At 55.8% G+C, this 20,994-nt stretch carries 17 protein-coding genes and 1 pseudogene; 6 read left to right on the forward strand and 12 right to left on the reverse strand.

Annotation, left to right across the window (positions count from 1 at the left end; genetic code table 11):
• Window positions 1-177: 177 nt before the first annotated feature.
• The 10 genes from JJD74_RS03560 to JJD74_RS03605 form a co-directional block, all read right to left on the reverse strand.
• Entirely contained in the window at window positions 178-2,718 is a 2,541-nt protein-coding gene (locus tag JJD74_RS03560; RefSeq protein WP_200611384.1) for a hypothetical protein, read from the reverse strand.
• The gene (locus tag JJD74_RS03565) at window positions 2,711-4,357 is read right to left on the reverse strand and encodes a hypothetical protein (RefSeq protein ID WP_200611386.1); all 1,647 of its coding nucleotides are present in this window, start codon (window positions 4,355-4,357) and stop codon (window positions 2,711-2,713) included. Before JJD74_RS03565 ends, JJD74_RS03560 begins: the two co-directional genes overlap by 8 nt.
• A gap of 85 nt (window positions 4,358-4,442) precedes the next feature.
• Entirely contained in the window at window positions 4,443-5,390 is a 948-nt protein-coding gene (locus tag JJD74_RS03570) for a GIY-YIG nuclease family protein (RefSeq protein WP_200611389.1), read from the reverse strand.
• Complete coding sequence (locus JJD74_RS31230; RefSeq protein ID WP_200611391.1) at window positions 5,387-6,727, reverse strand: restriction endonuclease subunit S; 1,341 nt, start codon at window positions 6,725-6,727, stop codon at window positions 5,387-5,389. The genes JJD74_RS03570 and JJD74_RS31230 overlap by 4 nt, the downstream gene beginning before the upstream one ends.
• Entirely contained in the window at window positions 6,724-8,646 is a 1,923-nt protein-coding gene (locus tag JJD74_RS03580) for a type I restriction-modification system subunit M (RefSeq protein ID WP_200611393.1), read from the reverse strand. Before JJD74_RS03580 ends, JJD74_RS31230 begins: the two co-directional genes overlap by 4 nt.
• A 462-nt stretch (window positions 8,647-9,108) precedes the next feature.
• Window positions 9,109-9,594: a hypothetical protein gene (locus JJD74_RS03585; RefSeq protein ID WP_200611395.1), complete on the reverse strand. Its 486-nt coding sequence runs from the start codon at window positions 9,592-9,594 to the stop codon at window positions 9,109-9,111.
• A gap of 18 nt (window positions 9,595-9,612) precedes the next feature.
• A complete protein-coding gene (locus tag JJD74_RS03590) occupies window positions 9,613-9,936 on the reverse strand; it encodes a hypothetical protein (RefSeq protein ID WP_200611398.1) in 324 nt (107 codons plus the stop codon).
• 358 nt (window positions 9,937-10,294) lie between these two features.
• Window positions 10,295-10,963 carry an inovirus Gp2 family protein gene (locus JJD74_RS03595; protein ID WP_200611400.1) on the reverse strand — a complete coding sequence of 223 codons (669 nt, stop codon included), beginning with the start codon at window positions 10,961-10,963 and terminating at the stop codon, window positions 10,295-10,297.
• A 465-nt stretch (window positions 10,964-11,428) separates the two neighbouring features.
• Window positions 11,429-11,614: a helix-turn-helix transcriptional regulator gene (locus JJD74_RS03600; protein WP_200611402.1), complete on the reverse strand. Its 186-nt coding sequence runs from the start codon at window positions 11,612-11,614 to the stop codon at window positions 11,429-11,431.
• A 49-nt stretch (window positions 11,615-11,663) separates the two neighbouring features.
• Window positions 11,664-12,986, reverse strand: coding sequence for a hypothetical protein (locus tag JJD74_RS03605; protein ID WP_200611404.1), 1,323 nt, complete (start codon window positions 12,984-12,986; stop codon window positions 11,664-11,666).
• Between the two features lie 178 nt (window positions 12,987-13,164).
• On the opposite strand from JJD74_RS03605, the gene JJD74_RS03610 reads away from it, so the two are divergent.
• From JJD74_RS03610 to rimJ, 4 genes are all read left to right on the forward strand, one after another.
• Complete coding sequence (locus JJD74_RS03610) at window positions 13,165-14,247, forward strand: hypothetical protein (protein ID WP_200611407.1); 1,083 nt, start codon at window positions 13,165-13,167, stop codon at window positions 14,245-14,247.
• A gap of 405 nt (window positions 14,248-14,652) precedes the next feature.
• A complete protein-coding gene (locus tag JJD74_RS03615) occupies window positions 14,653-15,579 on the forward strand; it encodes a hypothetical protein (protein ID WP_200611410.1) in 927 nt (308 codons plus the stop codon).
• 257 nt (window positions 15,580-15,836) lie between these two features.
• Window positions 15,837-16,208, forward strand: coding sequence for a DUF6124 family protein (locus tag JJD74_RS03620; RefSeq protein ID WP_200611413.1), 372 nt, complete (start codon window positions 15,837-15,839; stop codon window positions 16,206-16,208).
• Window positions 16,209-16,514: 306 nt separating this feature from the next.
• Window positions 16,515-17,102 (forward strand): ribosomal protein S5-alanine N-acetyltransferase, encoded by a 588-nt coding sequence (rimJ, locus tag JJD74_RS03625; protein ID WP_042557566.1) that lies wholly within the window; start codon window positions 16,515-16,517, stop codon window positions 17,100-17,102.
• Window positions 17,103-17,215: 113 nt separating this feature from the next.
• Here rimJ and JJD74_RS03630 read toward each other — a convergent pair whose 3' ends face one another.
• On the reverse strand, window positions 17,216-18,049 hold the full coding sequence (locus tag JJD74_RS03630; protein ID WP_200611415.1) for a phosphatase PAP2 family protein: 834 nt from the start codon (window positions 18,047-18,049) through the stop codon (window positions 17,216-17,218).
• Window positions 18,046-18,717: a histidine phosphatase family protein gene (locus tag JJD74_RS03635; protein ID WP_200611419.1), complete on the reverse strand. Its 672-nt coding sequence runs from the start codon at window positions 18,715-18,717 to the stop codon at window positions 18,046-18,048. Before JJD74_RS03635 ends, JJD74_RS03630 begins: the two co-directional genes overlap by 4 nt.
• A gap of 390 nt (window positions 18,718-19,107) precedes the next feature.
• Between JJD74_RS03635 and JJD74_RS31305 the strand changes: the two are divergent.
• Both JJD74_RS31305 and JJD74_RS31310 read left to right on the forward strand, forming a co-directional pair.
• Window positions 19,108-20,034 (forward strand): annotated as a pseudogene (locus JJD74_RS31305) (methyl-accepting chemotaxis protein); the annotation flags it as partial.
• A gap of 144 nt (window positions 20,035-20,178) precedes the next feature.
• Complete coding sequence (locus JJD74_RS31310; protein ID WP_390896399.1) at window positions 20,179-20,892, forward strand: methyl-accepting chemotaxis protein; 714 nt, start codon at window positions 20,179-20,181, stop codon at window positions 20,890-20,892.
• Window positions 20,893-20,994: the final 102 nt, after the last annotated feature.

Raw genomic sequence — 20,994 nt, forward strand, 5'->3', positions numbered from 1 at the left:
GCGCACGCGCCGCGTCATAGTCAGCGGACTTGCCGACCAACCAACCAGCAGCAGCCAGCTGCTCGACGATATGGCGTTCCAGTTCGCACTCGTGGTGGATATGGCTCATGTGTTTCTTCTCGCGACTAATTTATTGGGCCCTACGCCGACATTCGACCCAGGACATCAAGCTCTGACTTAATGAGCAGGCACCAGCGCAATCACGCGCCCACGCTCAAATTTCCGCACCTTGTCGAAATCCCAGAAGCCCACCACATCCTGACTAAGCTCAAGAATTATCCGTGGTTCGTCGAACAAGCCAGGAACTCGGCAGTAACCGCCAACCTCCATCTGCTCAGACTCTACTTCACCCACCGTCCATGAGGAGCCATAGATCATATGCAGCCCCAGCCATTTCTCGGCCTGCATGGAAGCAACGGGAGTGCTTTTGACTGTCCGCTGGATGCTGTCACGTAGCTCTGTAGTGCCTTGCCGATCAGCCGCAATAGCAGGCAAAAGCGCCAGAAACAATGCATTCGCTTGCAGCTTGCAGCGTTTTTCGTCCGCATCCCAGATGCGGCTGACCTCGCCCGTCAGCTCATCCCCCAGGTCCCACGCGAGCCAGACAAGCAGAGTGCGCAACTGCATCGTTTCATCAGCGGAGTCGCCAGCGGCCTTATCAATCACGTCGAGCAGACGCGATTGCGATCCAAGCAGATACCTGACGCTCTCATCGAGCAGATAGCGGCGGTCGCACTCTTCGACGAGAGGCTGACCCGTGGCCAGCCAGCGTTTCTGCTTATCCAGGTGGCGCAACTCTCGAATCAAAGCCAATACCGCAATCAACTGGATAGGAGCAACGACCTGTCGCGACTCCTCATGACTTGCCAGTTCAAGTTGCTGGACCATTTTCCTGCACAACGACCGTGCTTTTCTGGCGACAATCTGTACGATTTCAGCATCTGAAAGCCTGGTCTTTTCAGCAGGGTTGTCAACGTAGTCATCTGGCGTTTCGTCTTCCTGCCCTACCTGCTCTTCTTCGGTCCTCCCAGCGCGATCAACCTCAATACCTTGCACCTCAAGACCCTCGCTCAAGCGCCGCATCAGCACATCGATCAAATAGGCCAAATCACCGGATTTCAGCAGACGCTGTTTGTGATTACTTCTAGTCATCTCATTTACATTGATTACTAGCGACTCCGGAGCTGCACCAGCTACCGGCCTGTCCAACCTTCCGTGATGCTCACGGATGGCCTCCTCGATCTCGTGGTCCGTCTGCTCAGCAAAAATGACTCGTTCGACGCTCGCGATGAGCTTGGAGATATCAGCATCACTGGACCCCAACTCGCTAAGAGCCGAACGAATCTGATAATGCCTGGAGGATTGCGCGTTCGACTCGATGATGGAAGGATGCAGAATCATGGCGCGAGCGACAGGGTAGCCATCCTCCTCCAGCAGACAGGAGCGAATGTCTGTTGGCTCGACTGTCGTTCTGAACGCGACTTCATCGTCGCTGCAGTCGATCACATCGACCCGCTCCAGCTCCTCCTGGTTAGGACCGAGCAGTACCGCCCTGGTGACAACCAGAGGGTTTCCCCGGCAAGTGATACGTACCAGACCCTGTTGCACGATGGAAAAACCCATGAGGATCGGCAAACCGCCCTCGGGATACTTGATCTCGCCGACCGCATTGCGCTGCCGGATATCGACTAACGTCTCATGATCAAGATCAGGTAGCTCGAAAAGATCGCGCATCGAAGTTGCCTCAGCGGCCTTGCGGGCGGCATTACCGACCTGCAGCAGAACCGCTTCGACGTTGCCACTCCCGGAGCGGCCCATCCAGGCAGGGCGGCTTGGATTCGCACTGCCACTGACAAATACATCGGCGGCAGCCTGATCGGACTCGAAGTAGAAAACCTTCGCGTGCAGATAGCCCGCCTCCTTGCTCCAAAGCGAACGTGCATCAACGTGCCGTGCCGCTTTGACATCACTGATTCCGGGATGCTGGACCGTCTCGGGGTCGATGCCAATTACCACTTGGGTCTCAGGCCAGCGAGCCTTCAGCTCCCGAACCAGAAGTAGCTCGCGGTCGAAGAAGGCGCCCAGCACTGCGATCCTTCTGACCGGCGCGGTGATATGCGCGGCAACTTGATCAATAAGTGATGGCGCTCCTGCCCACTGTCCTAAAACGGTCGGCGTGGTCATAGGACCAGCCCTGGCGATCAACGGAGCGATGAAGCGGTCGATAGCCAGAGCTGATTCCAGTAACGGCGCAGGCACTTTGCCGTGCTCCAGATTGATCCATTCCCGGAGCATCTGCCAGACCGATCTGAGAATGGCTGCGCCCTCTCCATCCTTAACGCCGCCAACCTCAACCCAGTTGGTAATCTCGCGGTTGAAGCCCAGTCCGGACAGAGTGAGGTTGTGGCTGCCGATCAGGATCGAAGCTTTCTTCGCCCCTAGCAACAGGCAGATCTTCGGGTGAAAGGCCCCATTCACCCCAATGGGCAAAAGCGTGTAAGCATGCCCAGCCAAACGAGGTCGGGTAGCCTGGCTTCCCCAAGCGACGGCGCATTGCTGGCGATCCATCAGAACCACATTATGCCGGCATCCAGCACCAACCAACTTTCGGAGCAAGACCTCCTCGTAAAAGGGCAGCGTCGCGTTGAATGTGGTGATCAACGAAGCCTCGTACCCCCCTCGCTTGATCACCTCGAGAAGAGAGACGGCTTCAGACACTGGCCACCTCCATCAGCTCTCGGCCCAAATCGGTCAGCCGGATCTTTGGTTGGTCATCGCACGTAAACACTCCTAGGTCACGCAGGATCTGCACTGCCGGTCTAAAGCGCGGGGTCGTCTGGGAAGGTGGCGGGATCTGATCGCACACCACTTCTAAGCCACGCTCCGAGGGACGTAATTGGAAAGTCGATCGACTTGACTGCCGAAGTTTGCGCAGTGCCACACGCAGATGTGTATCCAAGCTCCATAGAACCAATTCGCTAACCACCTGCTGGAGGGACATCGACTGCCAGTCGGCACAGCGATTGCGGAAGCTCATCAGATTGATCGGGTAGTCCCTAAGCGACTCTGGAGTAATCGCTAGCCCCGAATAAGGCAACTTACTCAGATCGTCGCGGACGACAAGCATCGCCAGTAACCTAAGGCTCTGAGCCAGTAAGGGCTTGATCTCAGCTTCGGGCTTCCACCCGTCAATCAGCTGCCTACCAAGTTGGAACTCATGCGCAATGTTGCCCCAGTCACCAAGGCCCGGACCCTGATGTCTTGAGTGAGTTACAAGTGCATCGAAGCTGCCCAGCCCCAGATCGCTCAACACTCCAGCAACCTTTTCCGAGCTAGCAAACCACTCGGCGAACGCTTCAATCGAGCTGAACATCTGTCGCTGACCGGAGAACTGTGGCTGCAGCTCCTTTAAGCAAATAGCAAGGATGGTCTGGAAGGCCACTGATAGCAGGTCGTTACGCACGTATACGACCCAATGCGCACAGGTGTTTCGCAAGGCTTCAGGAATAACCCACGGCATACCCCCGGGCAGTGCGCCGGTATATACGCACGCGCGAAACGTTGTCTCAGAAAGATCCCAGTCAGCAGGAAGGGAATCAGCCAACTGCTGGATCAGCGCCAGGCTCCGGCGGCGCTGCTCGCCCTCCTCCGCGTATGCACTGCTACTATCGAAGAAGATATCGATGAGCTGTTGGCACTCTGCGGGGCTTGAAGGAATATTGCAGCCACAGAATCCACTGAGCTCATCCAAGGCCGCCAGCGTTACTTCGTCGCTCTCGACCATCTGCCAGAAACGCTCGCCAGGAATACCCGCATCGAAATTCTTCGCCAGCAGTGCTCCATACTCCTTGCTATATCTGACCCAGGACTGCGTGGACGACTGCATGATCATCAGATCGGCCAAGGTGCCTGCGTAATACTGCGACAGACCACCTAGCCTGTTCATGAAGTAACGGTCCGGGGAGTCCTCGGTCGTTGCGTACTGGGATAACCGCAGAGATTCACTGCCTTTCAAACTGGCCAATGCGGGAACGAGCTTGCTGCGGCCTACCATCGCGACGCCATGCAGCTTATTTTCTTGATCGCTTGTCTGTGAATGCCGCTCGGCGATCAGGGTAAACAGACAATCCGCTCGCCGGAATAGCTCGACGAAGTTGGCATAATCATCCTTCGCGTAGCGCTGATCATAGGACCACACCAGCCAAGGATAGAAAGAGTAGTAGCGCGCGCGATCAGTTACGTTGGTAATGCCCGGCAGCAGCTGGCCATAGATCATCACACAGGGAGCTTGTGTGCCGAGGTGATCGATCCCCGAACTCGCGTAGGGCGGTTTCAGCCAGCTTGTGGTGAGTTTCATCGACGTTTAATCCTTCAAATACGCCTGATAGATTCGACTGCTCACCCGACTGGTGGCGCCCTCTCAATCAATGTTCTAGTTGCTGTCAGTCTCCGGCCAGAGCTGGCGCTTGCATGTTGAGTTGCCGATCTTGCCAAACGGCATAGGTTTCGCCGCTGCCTTCCACCAACCAGGACGTGCGTCCGTTTGCTGCCCGACCGCAGACCACTGCTGCCGCTGCGCTGGGGCTGCTGAAGGCGTAGTCGTCGCTGAACAACATGTGCTCTCCGCCATCGGCCACCAGTACGCCTTCGTCGATTAGATGTTTGAACAGGCCCTGATAGCCACGCTCGGTTCCCACCCATTCGGCACGGCTTTTTGAGCCCTTGAGCACGAAGAACTCACCGTCAACCTCCTGGCCCTGAGCACTGATACGGTAGCGCGGCACCTCAAGGGTGAAGCGGGGTGAGCGACTGACCGGTGCATCTGAGTTTAAAGCCACGGCAGTGGAAGGCTTAGTCAGCTCGCGCAGAAAGTCAAAGCCGAGTACAGGCAGCACAGTGCGAATCTGCTCAAGGAAGAAGGCCATGTCGGCGCGGTCGGACTCCGGCAGGCTGCCATAGTCATGCGCAGTGCCATTAAGCAGCTCGCAGAGTCCGACTGTATTAGCGATACCGATCAGAAGGCTCTCCAGATACTTCACATGGGTCTTGGTCAGGTTCTGATCCTTGCTGGTGACCAGACAAACCTTTTCCCAGAAGTCCTTACCGCCGGCCGTACCCTCGGACGCCTCGGCGCGGTTGTGTTGTTTGAGACGTTTGGCCACGTCGTCCGATTCGCCGATATACACCTTGGAACGCAGGTTGTTCTCCGGGTCGGGGCCGACCAGAAAGTACACGCCGGTACGCCCGCACTCTGGGCGCTGCACCAGCTCGGCCAGCTTGCTACGCGGACCGGTCAGCACATGACCGGTCCAGTTCATGATCTCGGCGGTGAGCAGACCATTAGGCGTGCCGTCCACTAGAAACAGGCGAATACTGCGACCCAGGCTCATACCGTCTCCCGCAGATCGATCTGACCGGTGACGGCGGCAGTGATCAGGGCGGAGCGGCGTTCTTTAAGCATCCCAATGCTTCGCTCCGATAGCTGCCAAAGTTGATCCAGTCGTCCAATGTGCTGGGCGATAAATTGATCGATCTCCGCTTGCTCATCTCTCGGGGGTAATAGCACCGGTGTTCGCCTTAATGCATCGAGCGTAATTTCTTTAAATGTTGCCCCTTTCGCCATAAGGTCGAAGTAAACCTGGGCTGCGCCAGAGTTTAGATACGTCAGAAGAAAATCCCGGGTAATGTCCTTGCCGGGAGAGACCTTAGCGGTCCCTTGCGTAAGATTGGCGACGCTCAAGCCATCAGGGACTGGCAGGCACTTGCCAACGGATGCACGTATTGACATGACAATATCGCCCGGCCTGACACGTGATCGAGCATAAGACCCATCAATCTCTGGAGATGTAAGGGGGTAGCCACTGATTGGCAGAGCATCGCCGCTCATGTCACTGGTGCGGATATATGGAACTCCGCCTTCGTACTCAGGCCCAGCCTGAACGATTCCGTAGGTGATTGAAGAATTGGGATCTACGACATGTTTGAGCTGCTTTACCTCCCAATGCTCCGGCACCTCCCCCAGCCACTCCACGCCGGAGTATTTCATCTTCACCTTAGAGGCAAGGCCCTTGGTGACGGCATGGGTGATAAGCGCCTGGCGCTTCTCGCGCAGCAGTTCGATAAAGCGGGTTTTCTTCTCCACCAGCGCATCGATGCGGGCGACTTCGCTGTCGAGATGACCCAAGATTGTGTCCTGCTCTGCCGGCGGGGGCACTGCGATTGGGAAACTATTAATATCTTTAGGCGAGATATGAGGGATGGCAGGGTCAGTACGTACCAGATCGACCCACGTCCTAAAAAGAGGACTACCAATCAACCTAAAAATGAAATTCGACGAAACACTCCCATTGGCTCTAAGGCGCGCAACTCGCTGAACTAGAAGTAGAGGTAGGTCGGAGGAAGCAACCATAGCGTAATTCTTCCCGACTTTAGATCCATCCATGCCGATGAGAACATCACGCTCTTTGAGCAGATATCTCTCAAGTTCTGAAGTCACGTTTGGCCAGAAGCGTGCTTTGTCTCCCCATCGAAGAGACCCTTCCGTTACGTTGTCGCCACGGACGAGCGGTATGCCATCGTCAAAGTCGAATTTTTCGCTAGGGAACGCATAGCCGGTTAAAAGCCCAATTTCATAACCCAACGGGGTAACCTTCCAATGCTCCGGCACCGTTCCCAGCCACTCCACCCCAGAGTCCTTATACGCCGGATAGGGCTTGTAATGACTCACGCCGTCACCTCGCCCAACAGCGCAGCGATCTCGGCCTCCACGGCCTTAAGGTCGGCATCGATCTCAACCAGCGCACGTGGCGCTTGATAAACGTAAAAGTAGCGATTGAAGTTGATCTCGTAGCCAACGATGCCGACCTGGCCATCCTTCGCATCGATTTTGCCGGTGTCGATCCAGGCATCTGACGCATGGGGCAGTACTTCACGAGCGAAGTAGTCGTCGATGGACTGATTCAGCGGCACGTTCTCGAACTCGCGCAGGTCGCTATCGGCCTGCACATTGCCCTTGTCGTCCAGCACCGGCTGGGCTTCCGCATCGCGCTCACCGAAGCAGGCCAGTGCTGCTTTCAGCGCGCCCTTGCTGAGTTTCTTGATGCCGACCGCTTTAAAAAAAGCAGGCAGGTTATCGAAGCTGCCGGAGGCGCTAGCAAACGCTTCAGCTTGATCGGCACCCTTGGTGACCTGGTAAGCGGCGAGCTTGTCCGGGGTGACAGAGAAGCGCAGACGCAGCGGACGCTCGACGGTAATGCGCCGATAGCCGAAGTCGGTTGTAGCAAATACTTTGCTGTTCACGCCTCTCTCGCCGGCTTCGTGGAGCTTGGCGATCTCGGCGATTTGTTCCTCAGACAAGAACTTGCGCTTACTGCCCAAGCTCTTGCGCATGGGCGCATGCATGGCGGTAGCGTCGATCAATTGCACCTGACCTTTGCGCGCGGCATCCTTGTGGTTGGACAACACCCAGATGTAGGTGCCAATGCCGGTGTTGTAGAACAGATCATTCGGTAGGGCGATGATCGCCTCCAGCCAGTCGTTCTCCAGTATCCAGCGGCGGATCTCTGACTCGCCCGAGCCCGCACCACCGTTAAACAGTGGAGAACCGGACAGGACGATACCGATGCGCGTGCCGCCCTGATCCGCCGGCTTGCGCTTGGACAACAGGTGCATGAGGAACAGCAGCGAGCCGTCACCCACACGCGGCAAGCCGGCACCGAAGCGTCCGGCGAAACCGAGACTGGTTTGCTCGTCCTGCACTTGCTTCTGCACCTTCTCCCACTTCACCCCGAACGGAGGGTTGGCCAGGCAGTAGTCGAACTGTTCATGGGGAAGCAGGTCGTTGGATAGGGTGTTGCCTAGCTTGATGTTTTTGGTGTCATAACCCTGAATCAGCTTGTCCGCCACCGAAATGGCGTAGGTTTCCGGGTTCAATTCCTGAGCGTACGGCACCAGGCGCAAGTCTGACTTCCATTCATCCCGCACCAGCTCAATCGCGGAAGACAGAAACCCCCCGGTACCTGCGGCACAGTCATATACCGTGCGAATGGCCCCTGGTTGATTCAAAGCCCGATGATCGGGCTCAAATACCAATGTGGTAGCCAAACGTACTACGTCACGCGGGGTAAAAAATTCACCGGCGGTATCGTTGGCAGACTCAGCGAACTTGCGGATCAGGTGCTCAAACACCAGACCCATTTCATGGTTGCTGATGACGCTAGGGTGCAGGTCGATGCTGGCGAACTTCTGTGTCATCAAATACAGCAGGTTGGCATTTTCCAACTTGCTCAACCAGCCTTCGAAGGCGAAGTGCTCGAACACCTGACGGGCGTTGGCGGAGAACTTGGCGATGTAGTCCTCTAGGTTGGCGCGGGTGCTGGTGGAGCCAACACTGTCTAGAGCGAACTGCGAGACGTTATAGAAGGTGGCGCCAGCAGTGGCAGGCAGAATCAGATCCATATCCACACCACTTGCTTGCATCGCCAGAAACTGGCTACGCACCTTGTCGCGGGTCGGCTCAAGCACACACTCCAGACGACGCAGTACGGTGAACGGCAGGATGATACGACCGAATTCCGACTGTCTGAAGTCGCCACGCAGCACATCGGCCACGCTCCAAATGAAGTCGGCTAGGTTTTGCTGGTTCACGCGGGGGAATCCTTGTCTAGGGGGTATCGCAGAGCAGGCTCAGCGAATAAACGAATGACTGCCAATGGCTTCTCTGCGATGCGTTGATTACGAATAGCTGAACCTTAACCGCTTGGGCAAATCAGAGCCAGCACGATGGTTCTGACCTGTAGACCTTTCAAACAGTTGCTCTATGAATACAGCCAGTGCGAAAGACTCGCGCCCCAGTAGGCACATGCGTAGATGCTGACTGTCCTTGACCAGGTAACTCATGCCCTTGATGCCCTTCTTCGGAGCTTGGATATCCTTACGAAGGATCACCCTAATACCGGCTTCGTCACCGTATTTCGCCTTGTCATCGTTGCAGTTGTAGCTATGTACCAGTTCGTATCCAGAACAGAACTGGGTGATATCGAAGGCAAGCCTGTCTGTTCGCTTGATTGCTTGGAGGTATCTACAAACCCCGTGTGATTCAGCGCCTGATCAGGTCTTGGTTGGGAACACTGAAGGGGCCATGAAGACCTCCATGGGGGCAATGTCGACGTACTCACCGGCCGAGTAATCTTCAACGTACAGGTCGTCGTCCTCCGCCATTGAGCTGTCCAGATTTTCCAGACGATCTTCAATTGCAAGGCGTCTCGCTTCGCCTGTCAGATGCTCACACCCCTGCAAGCAGTGGCTGCTTTTCGAGAAGTACTGCAATAGGAACTCGGTATGGCCATCATCAGTAAAACTCGCCAAGTCAAAAGACTCACTGTCGAGCTTTATGTGCACATGACCGTTTCCCACTGAAAGACTGAAATTCGGGAGTACAACCGGCATCCGTTGTAAGCCGAACAATAGTCTTATCAGGCTTTGGCGTACTTGAGCGTCATCTTGGCCACGCACCAACCTGCGAGTTAGCATTTTCGCGAGCCACTGAATGATCCAGGAGTCTTCGACGGGTATATTGATTTTGATGTTGTTCATTGAAGCCACCAGTCCGGCTCAACACACATCGTCTTCGTAATCGACTTGAACGATCTCAACCGTTAGGTCCTGGATGACCTGGATACCTTCAGGGCACTCCACCAACTCGACTGCGTCGAGGGTTGGAGTTGTGAAACCGTAATCAGCCGTGACACGCCATACGACAGGTCCTGCCTGGGTAGTCCCGGTGAACAAGGTCGCATAGGTTTCACCATCCCCCTTGAATCTGGGAGCCTCCACCAGCTCAGATTGGGACTGAACAATCGAATCTGCCGGGATGGTCACCTTCTCGCCTGACAGCTCGTAAATCACATCCTGAGTCACTTCAATCACTGATGCCATGGTGCCCTCCTAGTAAAAGGGCACCACTGTAGTGGCAATCAGCTAGTCAGGAAATAGGACATTCGCTCAGAAGTGGGGAATAGCCATCGACTGATCGGTAGCACTCAGGCAGTTGCCCGTCGAACGCGACCAGTGCGAAAGGTTCATGACCTGCCGGCTTGGATACAAACCTCATACGCCTCAGGGGAGAGTGATACTTAGTGGCCCAGTCAGACTGAGCCTGGTCGTGGCTGCATTCATTTTTACAGACCAGCACCTCCTCTACTCTGCTACCAGCGCTCAGAAAGCCGATCGATTACCGACTGCGATACATATTCCTTCAACGTCGTATTACTAGACGTCCAAGGCAGTACCGTTATTAGCCCCTGCTGCGTCCAAAGCCATGTTGGTTGCCCCCATAGGACTTCGTAGCGGATTTGCACAGGTAGCTGGCGCGGTAGAACAGATCCGGCAGCACGTCCTCATCGCCTGCACGCACATACCTATCTACTCGGTATTCCGCATTACGGGGGATCTCAACCAGCCCATCAACTTGATTGTCAGCCAGGCCCAAGGCACTGGCCCATGCTTCTTGCATGCGGCTGATCATATTGTCAGCTTCAGATCGCAGCCGTCCAACCGTGTAGTAGGCATCTCTATTGAGCAAGATCAGCAGGTGATAATGAGGCCTGTTGCCATGCCCAACTTCTCTGGCCCAGACGTACCGGACCTTGCAGTCATGGGCGTATAGATTTCGTTCACGGGCCTTATCACGGTTGTGCTCGATCTTCGCTTTGAAGGATTCAATGAACCTAGTGATGACCTCATTGGTGTACGCATGATCAGGTAGATCGATTCCGCCTGGCAGACGGAGATCCACTCTGTAGGCCAATACCCTGGAGTACTGCTCAAGTGCAAGATCTATAGTGCGCTTCAAACGGGACAGGTATTGCCGGACGAAGGGGCCTTTCTCAACCATCACTGGCAGGTCTTCAAAGGTGTCGTCGTGGTGCAGGCGGAGGTTGGTGTTATCGGGATGACGAAGCATGGTTACTACTCACTGGGATTAGGTTCATAACCAATGCCCAGTGTGTATTTTTTTAATCACAGCCTTGTAGGACACTACCTACGTGATATCCGGCTACTGGCTTTAGGAGCCAGTAGCCGCCATGCCGACCGGTACCAACCCTGCGGGTAGTGAGAGCTACTAAAAGCATAATACCCACACCGAGAAAGCCCTCTCCAGAAAACTGAGGGAACTGAGACCCGACTGCTCCCGCCACGCTTACATATTTGTTCCGCTATCACTCCGGTAAAAAACTATGCCCTGATCCGGTTTGAAGCCGAGTAGGCTGAGGCTGTGGAAGCAACATTGCCTGGTATATGTGGAGAGTTTTCAGGCAATCCCAGCAAGCGCCTGGCAAGGTCCAGCCGGCATAACTCCCATGACCGGCTGAAAACCGGTCATGGGAGTTATGACTAGCTACTAGATGTCCTTACCTCAGACGCCCCCCTAGGTAAGGTCGCGCTCCTCGATCCTTGCCAGGATCCAATCTTGCACCTCGCTTTCAACCCAGCCAACGCAGCGGTCACCCAGTGGGACCGGCTTCGGGAAGCTGCCCTCCCCGATGTACTTGTAAATGGTCGACCGTGCCAGACCGGTCGAGTCGATGACTTCTTTCAGACGGATGATCCTCATGAACGGGCTCCTGTAATACGTTCAGAGGATTCGCAGAGCCTGTAAAAAATTACTTACTCACCTCGTCATGGCCTGGCCTAGAGAGCAGCCCGTAGGCATACCGCTCTTCTAGCGGGATGTCCTGTTCCCCGGCAAAAATGCGAGTGGACGTCTCTGTGCCACTGGCATCCATCATCAAATACCCATTCCAACCTTGCTCTGCCTTCGGTAGCGCTAGCAAAGCACGGCAAAAATAGCCTTGCGTAACAGGTTGGGGGACGATTACAAAATCGAGCTCACAGAGAGGAACATTCGAGGCGTTGGATAGCAGACACTTGAGCCATAGGGCCATGTCATACGCCAAATTAAAAAGTTGATCGTTAAACTTGGCTCGAAAAACACCTACATCAATATCGTCAACGCCTTGCAGGCCAGCTGGCAACCTAAAATCTCTTAGGATCTGCTGACGTAGCTGCAGGTCATCAACTCGATTTTTCAGATTCAGCCAGTGCCTGGACAAGAGCTGCGCAGCATACCCCTCCAGAAGGGCCTGAAACGTCCGATAAAATGGCCCTCCTTGGCCTGCCAGAACCTTAAGAATCGGCGCCTTCTCCGCACACTCCTTTTCGTCTCTATTTGCTGCACTTCGGATGCTGAGCAGCAGAGCTAGCGCAGCGGGGTCCTTGTCTCCGCCCGCAATCCCCAGAGTAGAAGTTGCTTGGCCGCCCCCGACCAATTGAGCATGATTCAAATTGAGGTAATAAACGCTCTTCCTCTTCACCGACAGCACCGGGCTGCTTAGGCCGGGTAAGTAACTACGTATCAACTCTTGAGCCATTAGCGTCTTGAGCCGGCTCCTCAGCTTCTCCTTACTCAACCCCGTTGCCTTGCAGATCTGCACAGTCCCGAGATTGCGCACAACACCGAACCGATCAGCGCCGCATAGCAGCACGGCCATCAGGAGCCGATTCACCCTGTTCAGGCTGCCCGGTTTTTTTCTCGCTCGAAGCTGAGCCAGAGATCCCCCCCACTCCTCGCCCTGAACTGCAACAGGCCCCACATGCACCATCAGCCGTTCAATTGCTGCTTCGTGCATCACGCCCAACGGCACCGGTAAACGATTTAGCTCCGCTAGGAAGGTCTTGGCGACTCCATGGCACCTCGCCGGTCGCCCCCTTCCATTGGGTATTGATGAGCGAATCAGAACCTCAGCAGCCACCAAGGCATCCAGAGCCTCCGAAACCTGCCGGTCCGTAACGCCAACCTGCTTGGCCAAATCTTTAACACCTAGGCAGACATCGGTAACGCCGAAGCACTGAATGAAGCGCACCAGGAAATACTTGGCCTCTGGCTTAAGGCCTTTGATCTCACAAAGCAAAGCACGTAACAGCACCTAATGGCTCCGGACAGCGGTTAAGATAGCTTAATATATCGCAGTATTTACAGGCTGTAATACATATAATTTCGTTATGCATAACGCAACGCATAACGGCATTAATACGTTACGAATAACGATAATTAGATGTACGATGCCGGAACGGTGCTAAAACCGAAATCTGAGAGGCAGGGCAATGCGCCAAAGGTCATTGGGACTTGAGTGGATCGATAAAAACGATTACATGCAGCAAAGGTGGGCCCACGAGTACCTTCAGGGAAAAGGCCGCATCGACCCACAGCGCAGAGCTTCAACGCACGAATACCTACTCGGCGTGGGCAAAAGCCTAGAAGAGTCAGAAGCCGGCCAAGGCCTGCTTGGTAAAATGAAGAATGCCTGGAGACAGAAGAAGTACAGGTCTCCGGAAAAGGGTCGAAAGGCCTGCACCTTCAAACTCAAAACCGAGGTCAAAAAAGAGCTTTCGTCACTGGCTAGGAGAAACCGAACCAACGAGACCAGCTTGCTTACCACTTTGATCTCTGACGAATCGCAAGCCCAGACGGACCTGAAAAAAGAGCTTAAGCAGGTAAACGATCGGCACAAAGCGCAGCTGTCAGCCTGCAAAGAAGAAATCAACAAACACAAGCAGGCCAATAAGACCCTAATGGACTTATTGAAGAACAGCGTGGGATCGTTTTGTCGACTTGAGGCTCTGCTGCAAGATGTCGCGCCTTCAACAGAACCCGTCACCCAGGATCAGCAACGCAGGATCGACAAGCGGTGCAAGCAGATAATGGTCGATGCCGAAGCAATCGTGAAAGGCCAGAGCACCCTACTCCCCAGCGAGCTCTTTAATCACGCCATACCAGTAGGCGACTCCATACTGGCACTAAAAGAGCCAGCAACGGAGAGCCCGTCTTGCTCGAATAATTCTCCGGCAGGCAATCAATCAAGCTCAACTGAAGATACGTTTAGGATTGACTCGGAGCGCCTGCCACTGCCAGAAGATCATTCGGAATCCAGCCTTGTGCTCGTAGCTGAGCCTCATGGTCCGGGAACGACTAATCACACTGGTCTACGCCCAAAGGAGCTTCCAGAAGAGAAGAATTCTGTCTCCCTTGAAAAAAATGCGACCGACCTTGAGTCTCGATCAGCGCCACAAAGCCTGCCAGGCTGCTCCTCCACTGATATAAACATTAGATCTAACAAAGTCACTCTTCAAAGAAAGAAGCACACCGTTATCCGAGGACCTCAGAGAAAGCTCGAAGAGGACAACTAAGCTATTCATCTTGAGGCAGGCATAGGGCGACCTCAGTGAGGTATGGACAAGAAAACGGCAGGGTCATTCGCAAGCGCCTCTCCTCCCCTGATACCTCAGTTCAACAATTACCGTGGCCGCTGCCAGCACCATCCATAGAAAGCCCCTTCTGACGAATCTCAGCTGACGGTATTCCAAATGGTATTCCAGCCAATCAATTAACCGAATTTTTTTATTATAAATCAATAACTTAAATATTCAGTTCAGATTACCCCGGCTCCACCAACTCAACAACAAAGCCCGCCCAGTGCGGGCTTTGTCGCATCTGGAGATCGGAGATCGGGATTTGATCACCAGCCCGATTGGACGCGCGTGCCGCCCCGGATCTATGCTTCGGAGCACTCCGGCAATAACCCAAGGAATCTCATGAACATCTGGCTCGGCGCCGCGCTGGCGGCCCTACTTTCACTGTCTGCCCACGCCGCGACTACCGACATCTCGCCAAGAATCCAGCAGGTCACCTACAAAAGCGGCTATGGCAGTGTGCAGTTCAAACAGTCGATCAAGGGCTATAAAACGGCAGAGTACAAACTCAACGCCAAGGCTGGGCAGATACTGACCGTGGACTTCAAACCCACCAACACGTCTGCCTACTTCAACATCACCGCCAAAAACTCCGATTACGCTTTGTTCAACGGCTCGATGATGGGCAATCACTTTCTCGGCTCGCTGCCCGCCGATGGCGAGTACACGGTGCAGGTCTATCTGATGCGCAATGCTGCCCGGCGCAATGAAGTGGCCGATTACAAGATTTCACTGAGCCTCGCCAACGGCGACGCTGTGGATAACAATGCGGCATTCGACCAGAACCTGGAGCTGCAGGGCATCCACTTTCATGTAAAGACGGATCAGGTGGATGGCAAATCCATCGTGCGTATCGAACCCAAGGGCCTGGAAATCGATAACACGGTGCAAACCCGTCCGCTCAACGGCAACATCGTCCGCGCCGAGATTGGCGACCTGAATAACGACGGCTCACCTGAGATCTACATTTTCACCCGTACGCCTGGACGCAGTATGCCGGGCGAACTGATCGCCTACTCCGCCAACAACAAAAAATCCCTGAGCGAAATCTATCTGCCGCCCATCAGCGAAAACCCGAAAATCGCCGACGGATATCAGGGTGAAGATTCATTTGCCGTAGTGGAGAACACGCTGGTGCAGCGCTTCCCGGTTTACAACAACGCCGACGCGGGTGCGGGCCGGACGGGGAAGATGCGGCAGGTTCAGTACAAGTTGGTGGCGGGAGAGGCAGGGTGGGTTTTGCGTGAGGATAAGGTGACGGAGTATTGAGCCAGACGCTCTTTCCAGTCGATAAGAAAGAGCTCGCTGCAAGGAGCGTTTCTGCACTCACAGTGTCCCCGACAGTTATCCATCCATTGCTCTCACTTCCTACATTTCACGTCCTAGGAAATTTCCCTCAACACGCGTCGACTTTCATGAACTGGTGCACCAATTTCCACGGCGCTACCCTCCACGCTTCGCTGCCATCCAGCGGGCGGTTTGCCAGGCCGCAGCCGCCGAGATCGTTCACTCCACGGAGCTACGTCATGAAAAAAATCACCCGACTTACGCTTGTCGGTCCGGTCCCGGCCGACGCGCAAACGCCCAGCCAGAAAACCCACGCCAGCGTCACAGGCTCAAACCAAAGAAAACCCCGCCGTACCGTGCCGCTCAAGCAAATGTTCAGCGTGCGCGAAGATGTCGACACGATGACCCTGCTCACGCATGCCAGTGATCTTCTCGAATCCCTCGCGCTCATCAGCGCAAACTTTGCCGATGAGTGCGACGGCTCCCAGCGCCATATTGCGGTGGCCATCAAGCAATTGAGCGCATTGGCCGAGATTGTGGTTTGCCGGGCACGGGATCAAGTTGTGCAGCAGGGATCGCCCGCTTCACCGCCCCCTGAAGTGCGCCATTGATCGTTGAAGTAGGCCCGGATCGACCGTTTGTCAGACCGGGTCAGGGCAGCTCATCGAGATGAATTTTTCTTCACTGCTGCGATTCAACCAACGTTGTAAAGTCCACTCGCTCATTCAAGAAACTACGGTTCGCCCGCGGCTCTCCCGCGGGCTTTTTTTTGCCTGTTGTCTGGCTCCCTTCAGAAAACCGACTCACCTGAGATACCCCCACATCTTTCCGTGCAGGAGCAGGCAACTCACAACCCGTTTGTATTTTTGGGCGCCCCGGGCAATTCTGTCCTTTGACACCCCTGCCCGGAGCGACCGATGCCGTTGTTGACCCTGCCCTGCCAACGCCTGACGCTCGCCATCCTTGCCCCGGATCAGGCAGAACTGGAAAGCGACTTCTATCAACGCAACCAGCGCCACCTCGCGCCGTGGTCGCCTATTCGTACGACCGACTATTTTTCCACTGCACAGATTCGCCGCCGTCTCGAGATCCAGGCCAGCGCCTTCGACGCCGGGTTGGCGATGCATTTCGCGCTGCTGAGCGCGGACGGCCAGCAGATGATCGGCGCCTGCAATTTCAGCGGCATCATTCGCGGGGCGTTTCAGGCGTGTTATCTGGGGTACCACATCGACGCAACTCAGCAAGGCCAGGGCCTGATGCAAGAAGCGCTGGAGACCGGTATCGGTTACATGTTCGAGACCCAGAACCTGCACCGAATCATGGCCAATTACATCCCCGGCAACGAGCGCAGTGCACGGTTGCTGGAGCGACTGGGCTTCGAGCAGGAAGGCTACGCCAAAGCGTATCTGAACATTGCCGGACGTTGGCAGGATCATGTGCTGACTGCGCTGGTCAATCCGGGCTTCGAAGCACCGGATCAGCGCTGGTCACGACGGCTGGGGTGAGATTCACAATTTGTTCAGCATTGGCGGCTTATGGTCGGGCGGCACGCTGATTCGTCAGCGACTGAATCAGTGTGGCGAGGGAGCAAGCTCCCTCGCCATCGCTTATCCGCTGGTCAATTGAACGGCATTTCCAGACCTGACGGGGTTTGGGCGGGCAGACATTGTTCATGTTTCTGCAACACAGGTCTCTCCAACCGCGCCCGCCCATAAAACGCCAGCGCCGTCAGCAAACACGCGAACCAGACAAAGATTGCGGCCCAGAACGTGTGGGACATGTAGTGCCAGCCCTGCAGAACTCGCGTCGTGCCGTAGATGAAACCAAGCAACAACGAGCCCCACAACAGCGCGCTGGAAAAGCGCCACTGATACCGGCGCCCCACAAAGTACAGCGCCAGCATGGTGAAGCCGCCAGAGGCGTGCCCGCCCGGCCAGCAGCGGCCGCTACCGGCTTCATGGAACAGCTGAAAATTGCTGTACCACTCGATGTGGGCCATTTTGCCGCCATACAACGTCGTCTCGATCGGGCAGTAAACGCTGGTGTGGGATTTGAGGAAATGGATTACGCCCGTGCAGACCGCAAACGCGACCACCACAAACAGAAAATCCCTACGGTGATCAGCGGCAAATCGCAACACGGGAGCGACTTTGCTGCGTTCCAGAAATGCGCCAAGTCGCTGATGCTTCTGCGGATTGACCAGCGGCCAGACCACCGACAGCATGGCGCCGATCAGGGCAATTTCGGCGGTCCAGTTGGGGATGATCCGCGCCCATTTGTGGGTGATTTTTTCGAACAAGTGAATCTTGTCGAGCGGAAAGGTCTGGGTCAGCGGATCGAACAGAAGGTTGCTGAAGGCGATGTCGATGCGGGTCATGTCGAACAGTAAAAACACCAGCGCCGCACAGGCCAGCGGGATGCCGAAGTTATAAGCGTAAAAACGAGCGTTCATCGGTTGGTCACCGTGCGCCAGTCGGAGGCTTCAATAAAACCGAGCATCTGTGGAGCCGCCGGGTTGGCAGCGGAGACGAACAACGAAGCGCCGTAACCGAGATCGGAGCCCGCTACTTTCAGATCTTTTTCCAGTTGTTCCATGCATTCGCTGTGCGTCACCAGAATCAGGTTGCGACCGGCGATCTTGTGGGCAAGCGCATCGCGCAACATACGACCCTTGCAGTTGATCAGCCAGTCGTCGCCAGTGGCGGCATGGTTGAACATGTAACCGGCGGTCTGCACGGTACGCATGGTCGGGCTGTTGTAGATATCGGCGTTAGTCAGGCCCAAATGCTCGAACTGCGCACCGACGCTAACAGCTGCACTGCGCGAGCGGTCGGTGATGCCATCACGGCCACTCAGACACGGCGCTCTGGAGTGATCGCAGCGCTCGACGTGGCGCACCAGCACGATCATGTCGCCCTCTGCCCATCCCCGCGCCAACGCCTGCGCGCCGGCGATGTTGCCGTGGGCAAGATCCGGCACCGCGGCCGGTGCGAGCAGCCACAGGGTCAAGGGAATCACCAGCACCGATGCCGCCAACACCACCCAGGTGTTTCGAAAACGGGCCAGACCACTCAGATCAATCGAGCGATTGACGCCAAACAGATTCAGTCTCAATTCCACAAAAGCCGCCTCGCTAGCATGATGCATCACTTGTCATTCGATGCGACAAAGCTACCGACGCCCGCGTGGGCAGCCAGTGAAACCCATGTGAAAAAAGTCTTGGGATAGCTTGTTACAAATTCTGTCCGACAAAAAACCTTTCAGCTCTCGCGTTCGCTGCCGATACAGACCTGCTAACACCATTGCTGGCTCAAAAAACAACAATCTTCCAGCTTACCGACGATCAAGAAACACAAGTTTCTGGAGGATATTGTGATGAATAGCTGGTTCGGCAACATCAGCGTGAACATGAAACTGGGCCTGGGCTTCGGCCTTGTCCTGGCACTGACCTGCGTTTTGGCCCTGACCGGCTGGACCAGCCTGGGCGGCCTGATTGACCGCAGTAACTGGATGAGCGACATCACCCAGCTCAACTCCGGCCTGACCAAACTGCGCGTGGTGCGCCTGCAATATATGCTGACCAACGGCGACGAAACCGCCGCGCAGAATGTACAGACCACCCTCGACGGTTTCGCCGCGCAACAACAGAAGCTCATCAGCAGCTTCAAGAGTCCGGAAAACGTCAAGCTGCTCAAGGAGCAGGCGGCGACCATCGCCGAATACCAGACGTCCCTGAACAAAATGCGTAACGCCTATCGCACCGGCAACACCGCGCGCGACACCATGAGCGTCAACGCCGAGAGCGCGTACAACCTGATCGAATCGATCAGCAAGCGCGTTCAGCAAATGGACATGAGCGAGCAGCGTTTCGAGCAGTTCCAGGCCATCAGTGCCGCCAAGGAAGCGTTCATCCTCGCCCGTTACGAAGTGCGCGGCTACACCGCCACCACCAACGCCGAAACCGAGCAGAAAGCCATCGCCCAAATCGACGTGGCGATCGCCAGCCTCAAACAGCTGAATGTGCATTTCGCTGATACTCAGCAAGATGCCCTGCGTCAGTTGGAAACGGCGTTGACCAATTATCGCAGCGCGTTGATGGCCTATAAAAACGCCAACAGCGAAGCCGTGCAGGCACGTAAGGAAATGACCGATCAGGGCGCCACGATTGTGACCCTGAGCGAGCAGCTGTATCAGATTCAGCTTGATCGTCGCGACATCGAAAGCGCTCAGGCGCGTACCTTCCAGTTGATCAGCACCCTGCTGGCCCTGCTGGTTGGCGTGATTGCCGCGGTCATCATCACCCGTCAGATCACCCGCCCACTGCGAGAAACCCTGGCCGTGGTCGAGCGCATCGCCAGCGGCGACCTGACCCAGAACGTCACCGTCACCCGCCGCGACGAACTCGGTGTGCTGCAACAAGGCATCGCGCGCATGGGCGTCACCCTGCGCGACTTGATCAGCGGCATCCGCGACGGCGTGACCCAGATCGCCAGTGCTGCCGAAGAGTTGTCGGCCGTTACCGAACAGACCAGCGCCGGTGTAAACAGCCAGAAGATCGAAACCGATCAGGTCGCCACCGCCATGCACGAAATGACTGCCACCGTGCAGGAAGTCGCGCGTAACGCCGAAGAGGCTTCGCAAGCAGCCGCTGCGGCTGACGGCGAAGCACGTGAAGGCGACAAGGTCGTGAACGAGGCCATCACACAGATTGAGCGTCTGGCCAGCGAAGTGGCGCGCTCCACTGAAGCCATGAGTGTGCTGCAACAGGAAAGCGACAAGATTGGCAGCGTCATGGACGTGATCAAAGCCGTCGCCGAACAGACCAACCTGCTGGCACTCAACGCCGCAATTGAAGCGGCACGTGCCGGTGAAGCCGGTCGTGGTTTCGCCGTGGTCGCAGACGAAGTCCGTGGCCTGGCCCAGCGCACGCAGAAATCCACCGAAGAAATCGAAGGTCTGGTCGCCGGTTTGCAGAACGGCACCCAGCAGGTCTCGACAGTGATGAACAACAGCCGCGCCCTGACCGACAGCAGCGTCGCCCTGACCCGCAAGGCCGGTGCATCGCTGGAAAACATCACCCGCACGGTGTCGAACATCCAGTCGATGAACCAGCAGATCGCTGCCGCTGCCGAACAGCAAAGCGCCGTGGCCGAAGAGATCAGCCGCAGCATCATCAACGTTCGCGACGTGTCTGAGCAGACCGCCGCGGCGAGTGATGAAACCGCCAAGTCCAGTGTTGAACTGGCACGGTTGGGTGGTCAGCTGCAGCAGATGGTGAGCCACTTCCGCGTTTGATCCTGATTTCGCGCTGAAGCAATAAACCAATCGCGGGCAAGCCCGCTCCCACAGGGTTATGAGTCGTTCACAGATGTTGTGTTCGACTCAGAACGTGTGGGA

The sequence above is a fragment of the Pseudomonas sp. MF6776 genome, assembly GCF_016613125.1.
Taxonomy (GTDB): Bacteria; Pseudomonadota; Gammaproteobacteria; order Pseudomonadales; family Pseudomonadaceae; genus Aquipseudomonas; species Aquipseudomonas iridis.

Coding starts and splice junctions, on each gene's coding strand:
- JJD74_RS03570 (WP_200611389.1), bottom strand. CDS start 5,390: ATGAGCCTGGGTCGCAGTATTCGCCTGTTTCTAGTGGACGGCACGCCT.
- JJD74_RS03600 (WP_200611402.1), bottom strand. CDS start 11,614: ATGAGGATCATCCGTCTGAAAGAAGTCATCGACTCGACCGGTCTGGCA.
- rimJ (WP_042557566.1), top strand. CDS start 16,515: ATGCCGTTGTTGACCCTGCCCTGCCAACGCCTGACGCTCGCCATCCTT.
- JJD74_RS03595 (WP_200611400.1), bottom strand. CDS start 10,963: ATGCTTCGTCATCCCGATAACACCAACCTCCGCCTGCACCACGACGAC.
- JJD74_RS03630 (WP_200611415.1), bottom strand. CDS start 18,049: ATGAACGCTCGTTTTTACGCTTATAACTTCGGCATCCCGCTGGCCTGT.
- JJD74_RS03620 (WP_200611413.1), top strand. CDS start 15,837: ATGAAAAAAATCACCCGACTTACGCTTGTCGGTCCGGTCCCGGCCGAC.
- JJD74_RS31310 (WP_390896399.1), top strand. CDS start 20,179: ATGCACGAAATGACTGCCACCGTGCAGGAAGTCGCGCGTAACGCCGAA.
- JJD74_RS03610 (WP_200611407.1), top strand. CDS start 13,165: ATGCGCCAAAGGTCATTGGGACTTGAGTGGATCGATAAAAACGATTAC.
- JJD74_RS03615 (WP_200611410.1), top strand. CDS start 14,653: ATGAACATCTGGCTCGGCGCCGCGCTGGCGGCCCTACTTTCACTGTCT.
- JJD74_RS03590 (WP_200611398.1), bottom strand. CDS start 9,936: ATGGCATCAGTGATTGAAGTGACTCAGGATGTGATTTACGAGCTGTCA.
- JJD74_RS03565 (WP_200611386.1), bottom strand. CDS start 4,357: ATGAAACTCACCACAAGCTGGCTGAAACCGCCCTACGCGAGTTCGGGG.
- JJD74_RS03585 (WP_200611395.1), bottom strand. CDS start 9,594: ATGAACAACATCAAAATCAATATACCCGTCGAAGACTCCTGGATCATT.